General features: G+C 70.7%; 17 protein-coding genes and 1 pseudogene. 11 read left to right on the top strand and 7 right to left on the bottom strand.

Annotation, left to right across the window (positions count from 1 at the left end):
* From narY to RMO85_RS07935, 6 genes and pseudogenes are all read left to right on the top strand, one after another.
* A pseudogene (gene narY / locus RMO85_RS07960) lies at positions 1-407 on the top strand (nitrate reductase subunit beta); the annotation flags it as partial.
* Entirely contained in the window at positions 404-1147 is a 744-nt protein-coding gene (narJ, locus tag RMO85_RS07955) for a nitrate reductase molybdenum cofactor assembly chaperone (protein WP_310528196.1), read from the top strand. The pseudogene narY and the gene narJ, both read left to right, overlap by 4 nt.
* Positions 1144-1872, top strand: coding sequence for a respiratory nitrate reductase subunit gamma (gene narI / locus RMO85_RS07950; RefSeq protein WP_310528195.1), 729 nt, complete (start codon positions 1144-1146; stop codon positions 1870-1872). Before narJ ends, narI begins: the two co-directional genes overlap by 4 nt.
* Complete coding sequence (locus RMO85_RS07945; protein WP_310528194.1) at positions 1814-2362, top strand: hemerythrin domain-containing protein; 549 nt, start codon at positions 1814-1816, stop codon at positions 2360-2362. The genes narI and RMO85_RS07945 overlap by 59 nt, the downstream gene beginning before the upstream one ends.
* 40 nt (positions 2363-2402) lie before the next feature.
* Entirely contained in the window at positions 2403-2735 is a 333-nt protein-coding gene (locus tag RMO85_RS07940) for a cupin domain-containing protein (RefSeq protein WP_310528193.1), read from the top strand.
* A 129-nt stretch (positions 2736-2864) separates the two neighbouring features.
* A complete protein-coding gene (locus RMO85_RS07935; protein ID WP_310528192.1) occupies positions 2865-4121 on the top strand; it encodes a globin domain-containing protein in 1257 nt (418 codons plus the stop codon).
* On the opposite strand, the gene RMO85_RS07930 is transcribed toward RMO85_RS07935, so the two are convergent.
* The 4 genes from RMO85_RS07930 to RMO85_RS07915 all read right to left on the bottom strand — a co-directional run bounded on the left by RMO85_RS07930 (position 4079) and on the right by RMO85_RS07915 (position 7571).
* Entirely contained in the window at positions 4079-5827 is a 1749-nt protein-coding gene (locus RMO85_RS07930) for a SulP family inorganic anion transporter (protein WP_310528191.1), read from the bottom strand. The two genes, RMO85_RS07935 and RMO85_RS07930, sit on opposite strands and share 43 nt — an antisense overlap.
* On the bottom strand, positions 5824-6165 hold the full coding sequence (locus RMO85_RS07925; protein ID WP_310528190.1) for a metalloregulator ArsR/SmtB family transcription factor: 342 nt from the start codon (positions 6163-6165) through the stop codon (positions 5824-5826). The genes RMO85_RS07930 and RMO85_RS07925 overlap by 4 nt, the downstream gene beginning before the upstream one ends.
* A gap of 109 nt (positions 6166-6274) precedes the next feature.
* Positions 6275-6772: a macro domain-containing protein gene (locus RMO85_RS07920; RefSeq protein WP_397203417.1), complete on the bottom strand. Its 498-nt coding sequence runs from the start codon at positions 6770-6772 to the stop codon at positions 6275-6277.
* Positions 6773-6794: 22 nt separating this feature from the next.
* Positions 6795-7571, bottom strand: a complete 777-nt coding sequence (locus tag RMO85_RS07915; protein ID WP_310528188.1) for a ceramidase domain-containing protein — start codon at positions 7569-7571, stop codon at positions 6795-6797.
* Between the two features lie 43 nt (positions 7572-7614).
* Between RMO85_RS07915 and ctlX the strand changes: the two genes are divergently transcribed.
* The gene (gene ctlX / locus RMO85_RS07910; RefSeq protein ID WP_310528187.1) at positions 7615-8649 is read left to right on the top strand and encodes a citrulline utilization hydrolase CtlX; all 1035 of its coding nucleotides are present in this window, start codon (positions 7615-7617) and stop codon (positions 8647-8649) included.
* Between the two features lie 80 nt (positions 8650-8729).
* Positions 8730-9572 (top strand): slipin family protein, encoded by an 843-nt coding sequence (locus tag RMO85_RS07905; protein WP_310528186.1) that lies wholly within the window; start codon positions 8730-8732, stop codon positions 9570-9572.
* 141 nt (positions 9573-9713) lie between these two features.
* Here the strand turns inward: RMO85_RS07905 and RMO85_RS07900 are convergent, their stop codons facing one another.
* Positions 9714-11069 (bottom strand): FAD-dependent oxidoreductase, encoded by a 1356-nt coding sequence (locus RMO85_RS07900; RefSeq protein ID WP_310528185.1) that lies wholly within the window; start codon positions 11067-11069, stop codon positions 9714-9716.
* A 76-nt stretch (positions 11070-11145) separates the two neighbouring features.
* Between RMO85_RS07900 and RMO85_RS07895 the strand changes: the two genes are divergently transcribed.
* The gene (locus RMO85_RS07895; protein WP_310528184.1) at positions 11146-12075 is read left to right on the top strand and encodes a LysR family transcriptional regulator; all 930 of its coding nucleotides are present in this window, start codon (positions 11146-11148) and stop codon (positions 12073-12075) included.
* 9 nt (positions 12076-12084) lie between these two features.
* On the opposite strand, the gene RMO85_RS07890 is transcribed toward RMO85_RS07895, so the two are convergent.
* Entirely contained in the window at positions 12085-13095 is a 1011-nt protein-coding gene (locus RMO85_RS07890) for a 5'-3' exonuclease H3TH domain-containing protein (protein ID WP_310528183.1), read from the bottom strand.
* 41 nt (positions 13096-13136) lie between these two features.
* Positions 13137-13412, bottom strand: a complete 276-nt coding sequence (locus RMO85_RS07885) for a hypothetical protein (RefSeq protein ID WP_310528182.1) — start codon at positions 13410-13412, stop codon at positions 13137-13139.
* 94 nt (positions 13413-13506) lie between these two features.
* On the opposite strand from RMO85_RS07885, the gene RMO85_RS07880 reads away from it, so the two are divergent.
* On the top strand, positions 13507-14814 hold the full coding sequence (locus RMO85_RS07880) for a DUF6986 family protein (RefSeq protein WP_310528181.1): 1308 nt from the start codon (positions 13507-13509) through the stop codon (positions 14812-14814).
* A partial coding sequence (gene allB, locus RMO85_RS07875; RefSeq protein WP_310528180.1) for an allantoinase AllB occupies positions 14814-15663 on the top strand: 850 nt, incomplete at its 3' end. The genes RMO85_RS07880 and allB, both read left to right, overlap by 1 nt.

Here is a 15663-nt window from a genome sequence, read left to right as displayed (position 1 = left end):
GCTACATGCGCGACATCAACATGGGCCGCGACCCGGACGCCTCGATCCCGGCCGCGGTCGGGATGACCGAGGAGGAGATGTACGACATGTACCGCCTCCTCGCGATCGCCAAGTACGAGGACCGCTACGTGATCCCGCCGGCGCACGCCGAGCAGGCGCACTCCCTGGAGGAGCTGTCCACCGAGTGCTCCGTCTCGGAGTACGGCGGCGGCCAGCAGGACCTCTTCGGCGAGGGCTCCGGCGTACCCACCCCGATCGCGGTCGAGAACTTCCAGATGCTGCAGGACCGGCAGACCTCCGACTCGCTCGACGTGCCGGAGAACAAGGGGGGCCGGGTGAACCTGCTCAACTGGGACGGCAAGGGTTCCCCGCCCGGGCTGTTCCCGGACAGGGGACCGGACTCGTGAGCGAGCGAAGCGAGCACACCTTGAGGCACAGCAGCGGGCGTCGAGCGAAGCCGGCGCTGCCGCCCGAGCAGCTGACCATCGTGTGGCAGTCGGTGTCGTTGCTCCTCGACTACCCCGACGAGGAGGTCCTGGCCCGCGCCGAGCTCGTCAGGTCGGCCTCGCTGCGACTGCCGGCCGCGATCGGCGACTCGATCCGTGCCTTCCTGCAGCACCTCGAGTCGACGCCGCTGCCGGAGCTGCAGGCCGACTACGTGGAGACGTTCGACAACCGGCGGCGCTGCAACCTCTTCCTCACCTACTTCGCCCATGGCGACACCCGCAAGCGGGGGATGGCGCTGCTGCGCTTCAAGCAGACCTACCTCCGCGCCGGCTTCGAGCTGGCCGACAGCGAGCTGCCCGACCACCTGTGCGTCGTGCTCGAGTTCGCCGCCACGATCGACCGCGACCTCGGCCGGGACCTGATGCTCGACCACCGCGCCGGCCTGGAACTGCTGCGCCTCTCCCTCCGGGACATGCACTCGCCCTGGGCGAGCCTGATCGACGCGGTCACGGCCACGCTGCCGCCACTGCGCGGTGAGGAGCGAGACGCCGTACGCCGTCTGGCAGCCGAGGGTCCTCCCGAGGAGGAAGTCGGGCTGGCGCCCTTCGCCAACCCGCAGTTCAGCCCGGGTGCTGCCACCGGCGCCGCACCCGAGAAGACCCTCCTGCCCATGCCTTCGTTCCCGGGAGTCCGCACATGAACGACTTTCTCTTCGTGCTCGTCCCCTACATCTGCCTGACCACGTTCGTCGTGGGGCACCTGTGGCGCTACCGCTACGACAAGTTCGGCTGGACCACGCGCTCGTCCCAGCTCTACGAGAACCGCCTGCTGCGCATCGGCAGTCCGATGTTCCACTTCGGGATGCTCGGCGTCGTCGGCGGTCACGTGATCGGCCTGTTGGTGCCGCAGTCCTGGACCGACGCGGTGGGCATCAGCGAGCTGACCTATCACGTGGTGGCTGTCGGGGGCGGTCTCCTGGCCGGTGTGATGACGGTAGTGGGCATGGCGATCCTGATCTACCGGCGCCGCACCGTCGGTCCCGTGTTCTCCGCGACGACGGTCATGGACAAGGTGATGTACGCGTTCCTGGCCGTGGTGATCGTGCTGGGCATGTGGAACACCGTTGCCGGGTCGATCCTGACGATCGGCGGCGAGTACAACTACCGCGAAGGCGTCTCGGTCTGGTTCCGCTCGTTCCTCGCGTTCCAGCCCGACGCCTCGCTGATGGCCGACGCCCCGCTTGGCTTCCAGCTGCACGCGCTGGTCGCCTTCGGACTCTTCGCCCTGTGGCCCTTCACACGGCTGGTGCACGTCTTCAGCGCGCCGGTGGGCTACCTCACCCGCCCCTACATCGTCTACCGCAAGCGTGACGACACCCAGCTCGGCAGCCACCGGCCACGCCGTGGCTGGGACCGGGTCGGCTGACATGTGCGAGCACTGCGGGTGCCGCGGCGTCCCACCGATCGCCGAGCTGATGGACGAGCACATGGCCCTCACGGGCCAGGCCCACTTCGTCCGGCAGGAGCTGGGCGCCGGGAAGCCTGCGGCGGCGATGGCGCTGCTCGCCGAGCTCGTCGCCCACCTCGACCGGCACGTGCAGCGCGAGGAGGCCGGCATCTTCCGGGCGATGCGCGATTCGGGGGAGTTCCTCGACGAGATCGACGGGCTGGAGGGCGAGCACCGCGTCCTCGCAGCCGCCGTCGCCGTACTCGATCCGGAGTCCCCGGACTTCGCCGCACGCGTCACTCACCTGCTCGACGACCTCGACGCCCACGTCGAGCGCGAGGACCTCGGGATCTTCCCGGTCTCCGTCGTGACGCTAGGCGCTCCCGGCTGGGCGATCGTCGACGAGGCCCACACCGAGTCGCCGAGCTTCCTGCTCGATCAGCCGGCAACGGCGTCGTCCCCGGCCTGAGAACGCGACCCCACAGTCCATCCCGGCAAGAGGAGAAGACATGCAGAAGGAGTCACTGACAGCCCTGGTCCGGCACCACCTGGAAACGGCGCGGACCGCCTCGAGTGGGCGTAGTGCCCACACGATCTACGGCGGTCACGAGCATGTCCTGCGCCAGACCCTGATCGCGCTGCGTGCCGGCTCCAATCTGGACGAGCACGGCAACCCGGGTGAGGCGACCCTTCAGGTCCTCCACGGCCGCGTCACCCTGGTGGCGGGTGACACCCGATGGAACGGATCGCCGGGCGACCTCATGACCATCCCCGACTCCCGCCACGCCCTCGAGGCGGTCGAGGACTCGGCCGTCCTGCTGACCGTGGCCAAGCGGACCTGACGCCGACAGGTCGCGACGATCGAGACGTGACCTTCATCGGGGACCGGGGGGACCTTCGACCCTCCGCCTCGAGGTGGGCACGTGGTCGGGTGGGGTTGCGGCGAGGGCCTCCCTGCGCCGAGAAGTGTCATGACCCACCCCCCCCACCCCCAGCTCGGAGACTTCATGCTGTCCACCAAGTCCGCCGCCGTGGTCAAGGCCACGCTCCCCGTGATCGGCGCCGCGATCGGCGACATCACCCCGGTGTTCTACCAGCGCATGTTCGCCGCGCACCCGGAGCTCCTGCGTGATCTGTTCAATCGCGGCAACCAGGCCCAAGGCGACCAGCAGAGCGCGCTGGCCGGCGCCATCGCGGCGTACGCCACGCTCCTGGTGGCCGAGGACGGGCGCGACCCCGTCGAGGTGCTGGCTCGCATCGCCCACAAGCACGCGTCTCTCGGCATCACCGAGGACCAGTACCCGATCGTCCACGAGCACCTCTTTGCCGCCATCGTCGAGGTGCTGGGTGACGCGGTCACCCCGGAGGTCGCCAGCGCCTGGGACGAGGTCTACTGGCACATGGCCGGCGCGCTGGTCACCATCGAGAAGCGCCTCTACGCCGACGCCGGCGTGGCGGACGGTGACGTGTGGCGCACCCTCGTGCTCAGGCGCCGTCGTCAGGAGTCGCCGGACACCGTGTCCTTCGTGCTCGGCTCGCCCGATGGCAGCGCACTGCCAACGGCGCGCCCGGGCCAGTACGTCTCGCTCCAGGTGACGTTGCCGGACGGCGCCCGCCAGATCCGCCAGTACAGCCTCACTCGCTCAGCCGAGCCCAGTGAGTGGGAGATCTCGGTCAAGGCCGTCCCCTCGGGTCACGGCGAGGACGGGACGATCGTCCCGGCCGGCGAGGTGTCGAACTTCTTGCACCAGAACCTGTTCGAGGGCGACGAGATCAGGGCTTCGGCCCCCTTCGGGGAGCTGGTCCTCGAGGACTCGCACCGGCCGCTGGTGCTGATCTCTGCGGGGATCGGCATCACCCCGATCATCGGCATCCTCCACTACCTGGCAGGCACCGACTCGGACCGCGAGGTGCTGGTCCTTCACGCCGATCGGTCACCGGCGCGGCACGCGCACCGTCAGCAGCTCAAGGAGCTCGTGGCGGCGATGCCGACGGCGTCCCTGCAGCGGTGGTACGAGGATCTGGGCGTGCGCCCGACCCGCGACGTCCTCCGCGCCGGACGCGTCGACCTCGGGACGGTGGAGATCCCCACCGACGCCGAGATCTACCTGTGCGGGCCGCTGCCGTTCATGGAGTCGGTCCACACCAGCCTCATCGACCAGCAGGTCCCGGAGGCCGACATCCACTACGAGGTCTTCGGCCCGGACAAGTGGCTGGCGTCGGCCTGAGACCCGTCGCTGCGGTGTCCCGGCACTGCCGGGCCGGGCAGTGAGAGCAGGCTTCGGGCAAGGGCGATGGCGGTCGGGGTGTCGGGGAGGATGCGACCGGCGTCGCGGAGCGCTGCGGCGGTGCCGAGGGAGCGGAGCACGTCGTCGTGCTCGGTCGCCAGGCCAGAGAGCAGGACCACGATGCCGCGTCGCTCGAGCCGGGTGATGGCATCGGCCAGGACGTTGGCGCCGGTCGCGTCAAGGGTGGTGACCCGCGACATCCGGAGGATGACGACGTCGACGTCGACGATGTCCGGCAGCTCGAGGAGGAGTCGATGGGCGGCGCCGAAGAACAGGGGACCGTCGATGCGGTAGACCACGATGTGCTCGCTGAGGAGGGCATGCTCCTGCGCCGAGTGGTCGCCCGTGTCGATCGGGACCTCCTCCAGGCGCGCGGTGCGCGCCACGGATCGCAGGGCAAGCACCACGGCGACCCCGACGCCCACGCCGACGGCGGAGACGAGGTCGACGAAGACCGTGACGAGGAACGTCAGGCACACGATGACGGCGTCGGACCGGGTCGAGCGCAGCAGCGCACGCAGCGCCCCGGTCTCCACCATGCGCACGCAGGTGGCGAAGAGCACTCCGGACAGCGCGGCCAGCGGAATGCTCGAGACGAGCGGGGCGGCGACGAAGACCAGCGCAAGGAGCACCAGCGAGTGGGTCACCGCGGCCAGGCGGGAGGTCGCTCCTGCTCGCACGTTGACCGCGGTCCGCGCGATGGCTGCCGTTGCGGGCACACCCCCGAAGAGGGGGACGACGATGTTGGCGAGCCCCTGGCCGAAGAGCTCGCGATCGGGATCGTGATGCTCGTCCACGGTCATGGCGTCGGCGACCGTCGCGCACAGCAGGCTCTCCAACGCGGCCAGTGCCGCGATGGCCAGGGCAGCGGTGGTGAGCGCGCTGATGGCGCCCAGATCGACGAACCCCAGCGACGGCGCAGGGAGACTGGCGGGCAGATGTCCGAGCGTCGCCACGTGCAGGTCGAAGAGGTGGGTCCCCGCGGTGGCGAGCGCCACGCCGATCAGGGAGAACGGCACCCGCGGGCGCCACCGTGCCCCGGCGAGCATGAGCGTGGCCACGGTCACGGAGATGATGAGAGGAGCCGCGCTCGGGTGCAGGGTGAAGCGCTGCACTGCGTCCGCGGCGATGGCCCAGACCTTGTCACCCGAGGCGTCGGTGACACCCAGGGCGGACGGCACCTGCTGCAGGGCGATGACGACGGCGATGCCGGCGGTGAAGCCCTCGATCACCGAGACCGGCAGGTAGCGCACGAAGCGGCCGAGACGGGCCACGGCCATGGCGACCAGGACCACGCCCGCCAGCATCCCCACCATGAGGACCCCCGTGACTCCGTGCTGGTGCACGACGGGCACGAGGACGACCGTCATCGCCCCGGTGGGGCCTGACACCTGGATGTTGGAGCCGCCGAAGACCGCGGCGACGATGCCGGCGACGACCGCGGTGACAAGGCCCGCCTGGGCGCCCAGGCCGGAGGCGGCGCCGAAGGCCAGGGCCAGGGGGAGTGCCACGATGGCGACGGTGAGTCCGGCCACGAGGTTCTGCCTCTGGTCGCGACGCACCGAGACGAGGTCGTCCCTGGTCGGGAGCAGGCTGCGCAGCCGCCGCGCCGCGTCATCGAGGTGCTGGGTGGGCGCGTGGCTCACCGGGACTCGGAGGCTGCGCGCAGGCTGACGAGCAGCCCCTCCTGCTCGGCCCACAAGGATGCCAGGATCCCGCGAGCATGGAGCAGCAGGTCGGCGACGTCGGGGGTCGCCAACGTGTAGAGCACGGTGGCCCCGTCACGCGAGGAGCGGACCAGGCCCGCGCGCCGCAGCACCCCGAGCTGCTGCGACAGGTTCGACGCCTCGATCCCGATCTCCGCGAGGAGCTCGTGCACCGGTCGCGCCCCGTCCTGGAGCAGCTCCAGGACCCTGATGCGGGTCGGGTGACCCAGGGTCTTGAACAACTCGGCCTTCGCCTCCGACAGGGGAACTGCGGCCACTGGTCTCTCGTCCTGTCATCTCGGCGGTGAACTTCTCCTCCGATCTTACACCGATTGAAGAAGTTATCAAGTCGTGAAATGACTGGTGTCCCGCCGAGCGCGGATCCCGTCAGGGCGAGGCGGCGAGCGCGGCCTCGACGACCTCGAGCGCCGCTCGGTCGAACGCCACGATGCGGGCCTCGGTGACGCTCGAGGGCGTCGTGCGCAACGTCGTGGCCGCGGCGAGCGCGGCGTCGTCGAGCGGCCATCCGTAGACTCCCGCGCTGATCAGGGGAAAGGCCACGGTCGAGGCACCCAGCGAGTCCGCCACCGCAAGACACTGCTGGTAGCACGACACCAGCAGGGAGCGGTCGCCCGGATGGCGCGGTCCGACCGTATGGATCACCCACCGGGCTGACAGCAGTCCGCCGGTCGTCCAGCCGGCCTCACCGGTGGCGAGTCCGTCGGGGAAGCGGGCGACGCAGTCGTCGAGGATCGCGCGCCCACCGGCGCGGTGGATCGCGCCGTCGACCCCGCCGCCGCCGCGCATGCGGTTGTTGGCGGCGTTGACGATGGCGTCGACCTCCTGCGTGGTGATGTCGCCGAGGACAGCGGTCACGTGCCTCATGTGCGTCATGTGCGCGATCCCATCACGACTCGTCGCGAGGTCGCTCCGAGACGTAGAGCCGGTAGAGGAAGTAGGCCGCCAGGGCGCACAGGAGGTGCCACACCGCGTGGCCCTGCACCCACGACGTGGGTGAGCACCAGCCGTGTTGCGACATGATCCAGATGGCGAAGGCGACGAGCATCGAGCCGAGCGCCGCGAACCCGAACCCGATCGTCCGTCGCGCCTCGCCGCGGTGCCACAGCCGCGTCTCGATCACCACCGCGGTGACGAGCAGCACCGCGAAGGCCACGTTGCCGGCGTAGTGCACCACCGGCACCGGCCGGGTCCACAGGCCCGCCAGCTCGCAGGCAAGGACGCTGGAGGCGTAGGCCGCCCCGAACGCGACCGGCCCACGACGCGCCCAGCGCACCCAGGCGTACGACGCGGCGAACCCGGCGATGAGATACATGCTGAGCAGATCGAGGTGCCCGCCCAGCGCGCTCTGGGTGGCGTGCATAGCGGCCGAGGCCGGACCGAGGGTCACGACGACCGACGCATAGACGCTCTGAAGTCCGACCGGCATGCGCGAACCGCCCGACGAGCCCGCCTGCCACGCGATGGCCAGGCCGGCGATCACGAAGCCGAGATTGGACCAGCTGTTGGCCGGCTGCTTCACCGCGCCGGTCCGTGGCGCCTCGCAGAAGCCGGCCCCGCGACCGACGTCCGGCCCGAGCCAGCCGTACGCCACCGCCAGGATCAGCAGGCCGATCGACACCCCAGCGACAGCGCCGGTGACGGCTAGGGGTCGCAGACGCTGCACGGGGACATCACATCACGGCGCACGATGGTCTAGATTCCGCTGCGTGAGTGCTCAGGCCCCTTCTGCTGTCATCTTGATCCGTGCCGAACGGTTCACCCCCAACCCCGCGACCGCCGCCGACAACGCCTTCCAGGCCGACGCCCCGCCCGGGCAGTCGGAGGTCGCCACCTCGGCCCACGCCTTGGCGGAGATGGATGCGCTGGCCGACGCCCTGCGCGACGCGGGGGTCCGGGTCCACGTGTTCGACGACACCGATCACACCCGCCCCGACAGCGTCTTCCCCAACAACTGGCTCTCCACCCACGCGGGCGGGTATGTCGCGGTCTACCCGATGTATGCCTCCAACCGTCGCCACGAGCGGCGTGCCGACGTCCTCGAGATGCTCAAGTCGGACTATCGCGTCCAGTCGATCATCGACTACTCCGGGCTCGAGCCGGACGGGATCTTCCTCGAGGGCACCGGGGCGATGGTGCTCGACCACGTTTCGCGGGTGGCCTACACCGCGCGCAGCTACCGGGCTGACATCGCTGTCCTGGAGCGGTTCTGCACCGACTTCACCTACGAGCCGATGGCGTTCGACGCCTTCGACTCGGGCGGCGTGCCGGTCTACCACACCAACGTCATCGCCTGTGTCGGCACCGACGTCGCGATGATCGCGCTGGAGATGATCCCTGACGAGGCCCGGCGCGAGCAGGTCCGCGAACGCCTCTCCGTCAACGGCCGCAAGGTCGTCGAGCTCACCGAGCAGCAGGTCCGCGAGTTCGCCGGCAACGCCGTCGAGCTGTGTGGTCGTACGCCGGAGGGCAAGCGCCGCTACATCATGGCGATGTCCGCCCGGGCACACCGGAGCCTGCGGCCTGACCAGATCGCTGTCATCGAGGAGTCCTGCGAGATCGTCGCCGTGGAGATCCCCACCATCGAGCTCGCTGGTGGCTCCGTGCGCTGCATGATCGCCGGCGTGCACCTCGATCGTCGTCCCCCCGGCCGCGAGCCCGGGCTCACCGAGGCCGTCGAGGCGATCAACGAGGCCGACCCGGCCACCGCCGACGGTCGCGACGTCGGACTCGTTGACGCCTGACGGCTGACTGGGGCGAGCGGGCGCCGCGGCGTACTCTCGAAGGCAAAGGGTTGACGTAGCCCATCTCTCCGGAGGCCGTCATGGATGTGGCGTTGTATGTCGTGGGATTGCTGGTCGTCCTGGCCGCGCTGGCGGGAGCGGCCAGCCTGCGGGTGGTCAAGCAGATCGAGCGTGGCGTCGTGTTCCGACTCGGCCGGGTGCAGCCCGAGCTGCGACGACCGGGCCTGACGTCGATCGTGCCGGTGGTCGACCACCTGAGACGGGTGAACGTCCAGGTCGTCACGATGCCGGTTCCTGCACAGGACGGCATCACCAGAGACAACGTCACCGTGCGGGTCGACGCGGTCGTCTACTTCAAGGTGATCGACCCGGTGCGGGCCGTGGTGGAGGTGCAGGACTACCTGTTCGCGATGGCGCTGGTGGCGCAGACCTCGCTCCGCTCCATCATCGGCAAGAGCGAGTTGGACGACCTGCTGGCCAACCGGGAGCCGATCAACCAGGGCCTCGAGGTGATGCTGGACAGTCCGGCGGCCGCGTGGGGCATCGAGATAGACCGCGTGGAGATCAAGGACGTGGCGCTGCCGGACAGCATGAAGCGGTCGATGTCGCGCCAGGCCGAGGCCGAGCGCGAGCGTCGGTCGAGGGTCATCACGGCGGACGGCGAGCGGCAGGCCTCCGTCCGGCTGGCCGAGGCCGCGGCCGCCATGGCCGACACCCCCGGCGCCCTGCAGCTGAGGCTGCTCCAGACCATGGTCGAGGTGGCGGCCGAGAATAACTCCACCCTCGTGCTGCCCTACCCGGTTGAGATGCTGCGATTCTTCGAGGCGGTCTCGACCGGCCAGGCGCGCCAGGTGCCGGAGGTGCAGGTGCCGGAGGTGCAGGTGCCGATGCCGCGCGCGGACGAGGAGAGGACCGACGCCTGACGGAACGCCTCGGCCCCCGGCGGTCTAGACGAGGTGCTGGCCGCTACCGGACGGAGTAGCGATCGACGCCGATGACGATGCCGCCCTGGTCGGCAGGGCGTGCGCGGGTGATCGCGAGGCGTACGCCGTGCTGGTGCGTCGCTACGCCCCGATGGCCGTGCCCACGACGGCGCGACCGGCGGCGAGCATGTCCTCGCGGCCGGCAACCTTCACCCGGGTCCGGCCGGCAGCATCCCCGAGGTCGATCTCGTGCTGGTCGAGGCGCAGCCAGTGGTCCAGGTCGGCCACGTCGACGCCTCGTTCGACGAGGAACGCGTCGACGTCTTCAGGGGCCCGTGAGGTCGCGGTCGGCGTGGTCTCGGCGACCAGGTGGGTGATCGTCTCGGCGGCGTCGCTCTTGGTGTGGCCGATCAGGCCGATCGGACCGCGCTTGATCCAGCCGGTGACGAAGGTGCCGGGGATCCGTGTGCCGTCGAGGTCCAGGACCCGCCCGCCGTCGTTGGGGACCACGGCGGCGCGGTCGTCGAACGGCAGCCCGACGACCGACGAGCTCCGGTAGCCGACGGCGCGATAGACAGCCTGGACGTCCCAGTTGGTCACCAGGCCGGTGCCCTCGACCGACCCGTCCCCGACGAGCCGGGTCCGCTCGGTGCGCAGCGTCTCGACGGCGCGCTCGCCGTCGATCGCCACCGGCTGCTCGAGGAAGTGCAGGTGGATCCGGTGCGGCTTGCCGGTCGGCTCGCGGCCGACCCAGTTGGCGAGGGTGTCGAGCACCATCTTGGCCTGCTTGTTGCGCCCGATGTGCTCCATGCTCGCGTCATCGACCTCGAAGCCCTCGGGGTGCACGATCACGTCGACGTTGGGCGAGTGCGCCAGCTCGCGGAGCTCGAGCGGGGAGAACTTCGCGTAGGCCGGACCGCGCCGCGCGAAGACGTGCACATCGGTCGCCCTCTTGGCCCTCAGGCCCTGGTGGACGTGGGCGGGGATGTCCGTGGTGAGCATCTCGTCAGCGGTCTTGGCGAGCACGCGCGCGACGTCGAGGGCGACGTTGCCGGCGCCCAGTACGGCGACGTGCTCGGCCTCGAGCGGCCACGCCCGCGGCGCGTCGGGGTGCGCGTCGTACCAGGAGACGAACTCGGCGGCGCCGTACGACCCGGGCAGGTCCTCGCCGGGGATGTCGAGGGTGCGGTCGGACCTGGCGCCGGTGGCCACGACCACCGCGTCGTAGAACTCGCGGAGCTCCTCCAGCTTGATGTCGTCACCGAGGTCGACGTTGCCGAGCAGGCGGACGTCGGGGTGCACGAGTACTCGCTGGAGTGCCTTGATGATCTCCTTGATCCGCGGGTGGTCGGGCGCCACGCCGTAGCGGACCAGGCCGAAAGGCGCGGGAAGGCGTTCGAGGATGTCGACCGAGACGTCGACCTCGGACCTGGTGAGGAGGTCGGCGGCGAAGATGCCGGCCGGTCCGCCACCGACAATGGCTACACGAAGACTCATGCTGATGAGTCTGACGACGCGAGCCGTGCCACAGAACGAAGTTGTGGTTGTGATGTCACAACGTAGGCTTGTGTCTGTGTTGGGATCCCATGTGCCGGAGCTGCGCGCCCTCGAGCTGCTGGTGGAGGTCGCCCGGGCCGGGAGCCTCAGTGCCGCGGCCGACGCCCAGGGGATCACGCAGCAGGCGGCTTCATCGCGGATCCGCACCATGGAGTCGTTGATCGGGGCGCCGCTGCTGGTCCGGACCCGGCGGGGCTCGGCGCTCACCCCGACCGGGGATCTCGTCGTGCAGTGGGCCGGGCGCGTGCTGGAAGCAGCGGCCCAGCTGGACGCGGGGATCGCGGCGCTGCGCTCGGACCGGCGCGGTCACCTGCGGATCGCGGCCAGCCTGACGATCGCCGAGCACCTCCTCCCGGGCTGGCTGGTCGCCGTACGCGCCGATCAGGTGCTGGCCGGACACGAGCCCACCGACTTCACGATGACGGCGACCAACAGCCAGCGCGTCGTCGAACTCGTCACCGCCGGGGAGGTCGACCTCGGCTTCGTGGAGGGACCCGACTCGCCCGCGGGCCTGCACCACCGCCTGGTCGGGCGCGACGAGTTGGTGGTCGTGGTCGCGCGCGAGCACGAGTGGGCGCAGCGCTCACGCAGGCGGGTCGCCGCCAGCACTCTCGCGGCGACGCCGCTGGTGGTGCGCGAGGCCGGCTCCGGCACCCGCACCGTGCTCGAGCGCGCACTGGCCGGCCTGCCGGTGGCGGCACCAGCGCTGGAGCTGTCGAGTACGGCGGCAGTGCGCGCGGCAGTGGCCGCCGGTGCCGGCCCGGCCGTGATCGGGGCGCACGCCGTCCGCGACGACCTGGCCACCGGGCGACTGGTGGCGGTCACCGTGACCGGACTGGACCTGACCCGCCGGCTTAACGCGGTCTGGCGCGACGGTGCCCAACCGCCGGCCGGTCCGGCGCGCGAGCTGGTCGCGAGGGCCGTACGCAGTCATCACGGCACGTGACCGGGATCCTCAGCGAGCGGAGCGGGACGCGGGATCGCCGGTGAGCACACGGACCGCGAGCGCGGTCGTCGCCTCGACGTCGAGGAACCCGACCACCCGGCTCACGCGGTCGATGTCGAGCGGCAGGAGTCCCGGTGTGCCGGGCGTGTCCGGCGTGAGACCGAGGTCGAGGTCGTCGCGACCGGACATCATGCGCACGTTGAAGTCGAAGCGCTCGCGAGCGCCGGGTGCGGTGAGCCGACGCAGCACGGTCGCACCGAGGCGGCGGGCACCGGTCTCGGCGGCCCAGCCGTCGAGCGCCTCGACCAGCGACCGACCCTCGTCGTGATCGATGTCGGCCCACACGGACGCCATCGACCCGGCCACGTCGAGCAGGATGGCGGCGGTCTTCTCGCCGATGCCCGAGACGCCGGGCAGGTTGTCACTCGCGTCCCCGCGGAGGGCGGCGTACTCCAGGTAGTTCTCCGCCGCAACGCCGTACATCGCGTGCAGCCGCGTGGGGTTGAGCAGTGGCGAGCCGTTGATGCCGCCGTCGATCAGCCGAAGGACCTGGGTGTGGTCACTGATGTGGGCGAAGGCGTCGCGGTCGGACGTGATGATGACGCAGTTCCAGTCGTTGCTGCGCGCCCACGTGGCGCCGGTTGCGTTGACGTCGTCGGCCTCGAGGCCCGGCGGAGTGAGCGTGGCCAGGCCGAGCGCATCGAGGAGGGCGCCCGCACGCTCCAACTGGTCGACGAGCTCGGGGTCCTTGTCGGCGCGCCCGGCCTTGTAGTCGGGATAGAACTCGCGACGCACCGAGGCTGTGCGGTCATCCAGTCCGAAGATGACCGCGTCCGGCGCGAACCCCTCGATGGACTCGAGGATCTGCCGCAGCATGCCGTGCAACGCCCAGACGGGGCGGCCCGCCCGATCCATGATCCGGGTGTGCGCCCGCGCATGGTGGTTGCGGTGCAGCAGCGACGGCGCGTCGACGACGAGCAGCAGCTTGCGGTCGCGGGGGTCGGATGAGGGTGCGGACATGGGGATCGCCGACATGCTATGCCGAGCGATCCCCGCGTCGTCTAGCGGAGTTCGGGCGTCTTCGACTTGCCGGTGAGTGCCTCCGCCGTGCCGACGAGGAGGACTGCAGCGACGACGGCGAACACGGTGCCGAGGAAGTCGAGTTCGGTGATCTTGCCGGTGCCGATCAGACTGGCGAGGAGGCCGCCGATGACGGAACCCACCACACCGAGGCCGAGGGTGGCGAGGATGCTGAGGTTCTGCCTGCCGGGCTTGATCAGGCGGGCCAGGGCTCCGATGACCAGCCCGAAGAAGAGGAAGCCGATGATTGCGAACATGGTGTGTGCTCCTGTGAGAGGACGGCCGAGGACCTTCCCGGCTGAGTACCTTTCACACTAGCCGGGTGATCCGCACGTGAGGTTGAGTCAGGGAGTGGGTCCCGTCATCGAGAGCTCGAAGGAGAAGGCAATGATGCTGGACGCGCTGGCCGACGACCTCGACCGGCGGCTCGCCGCGGCCGACGCCGCGCTGCTCGCCGGCTATCCGGGTGATCGTGGGACCCGCCAGCCGGTGCACACCGTCTATGTCCCCGGCGACCGTTACGACGCGGGCACCCTCGCCCGGTGGGGGGCGGAGGCCAGGGCGGTGCTCGCCGAGCACGGGTTGTCCATCACGGAGCTGACCGAGGCGCTCGCCGGGCAGCCCCACCTGGCCGTCGAGGTCCATGAGCGGGTCGTGGCCAAGCTGGCGCGCGAGCCGATCGAGGACCTGCGCATCGACTTCGAGGACGGCTACGGCGACCGGCCCGACGAGCAGGAGGACGCCGACGCGATCGCGGCGGCCCGTGCTCTCGCGGGGAGCGTGACGGCCGGCACCGCGGCGCCGTACCACGGGATCCGGATCAAGTCGTTCGAGGCGCCGACGCGTCGCCGCGCGCTGCGCACGCTCGACCTGTTCCTGGGTGAGCTGGCCGGCGCCGACGCCCTGACGAAGGGCTTCGTGATCACCCTGCCCAAGGTGACCTCGGTCGACCAGGTCGCCGCGATGGTGACCGTCCTGGAGGCGCTTGAGGTCGCGCACCGCATCACCGCTGGGTCGCTGCGCTTCGAGATCCAGGTCGAGACCCCGCAGGCGATCCTCGGCGCCGACGGCTCAGCACTCGTGGCCCGGATGATCCATGCCGGGGGACGGCGCGTGACCGGCCTGCACTACGGGACCTACGACTACTCCGCCTCGCTGGGGGTCGCTGCTGCGTACCAGAGCATGGAGCACCCCGTCGCCGACCACGCCAAGGACGTCATGCAGGTCGCGGCGGCCGGCACCGGCGTCTTCGTCTCGGACGGCTCGACCAACCGGTTGCCGGTGGGGGACCGCGACGCAGTGCGCGCCGCCTGGCAGCTGCACCTCCGGCTGGTGGGCCGCTCGCTCGCCCGCGGCATCTACCAGGGCTGGGACCTGCATCCCGCCCAGCTGCCGAGCCGGTATGTCGCGACGTACGCCTTCTACCGTGAGGGCCTGCTCGCGGCGTCGGCACGGCTCCGGGCCTACGTGCACGGCGGTCAGTCCGGCTACCTCGACGAGCCGGCGACCGCTGCGGCCCTCGCCGGGTTCGTGCTGCGTGGGCTGGAGTGCGGCGCGGTGGAGGCAGCCGAGATCGACCAGCTCATCGGCGTCGAGATCGAGGCGCTCGCGCGCCTCGCCCGAAGGTCGGCCATCGCACCGGACGCCGGGCAGGTCTGATGACGGAGCTGGACCTGGTCATCCGCGCCAGCCGGGTGGTGAGCCCGACGGGTGAGGTCGGCCGCCTCGTCGGGGTCAAGGGCGGCAGGATCGTCGCGATCGAGCCCCTCGAGTCCGACCTGACGGGCGCCGAGCTCGTGGAGCTCGCCGCTGACGAGGTGCTGATGCCAGGTGTGGTGGACGCGCACGTGCATGTGAACGACCCGGGCCGTACCGAGTGGGAGGGCTTCGCGTCGGCCACCAGGGCGGCGGCCGCCGGCGGGGTCACGACCATCGTCGACATGCCGCTCAACAGCATCCCGCCCACGTGCGACGTGGCGGCCCTGGAGCTCAAGCGCAGGACCGCCGACGGCCAGGCCTTCGTCGACATCGGCTTCTGGGGCGGCGCCGTCCCCGGCAACCTCGCAGACCTGCGGCCGCTGCACGACGCGGGGGTGCTCGGCTTCAAGTGCTTCCTGCTCCACTCCGGCGTCGAGGAGTTCCCACCCCTCGATCGCGACCAGCTCGAGCGGGCGATGGTCGAGCTGAGATCCTTCGGCGGGCTGCTGATCGTGCACGCCGAGGACGCCCACGCCATCGAGCGCGCTCCCGCCGCGCACGGGCGGGCCTACGCCGGCTTTCTCAGGAGCAGGCCCCGCGACGCCGAGAACCTGGCGGTCGCGCAGGTGATCGAGCTGGCGCGCGGGACCGGCTGCCGGGTGCACATCCTGCACGTGTCGAGTGCCGACGCGCTGCCCCTGCTCGCAGCCGCCCGCCGCGACGGTGTGGCCGTCACGTCCGAGACCTGCCCGCACTACCTCACGTTCTCGGCCGAGGAGGTCCCCGACGGAGCCACCCAGTTCAAGTGCT

Origin of the sequence: Nocardioides sp. (assembly GCF_031422975.1) — a bacterium.
Lineage (GTDB): Bacteria > Actinomycetota > Actinomycetes > Propionibacteriales > Nocardioidaceae > Nocardioides.
The sequence above is the reverse complement of the archived record's forward strand: the minus strand, read 5'-3'. Positions and strand labels throughout refer to the sequence as shown.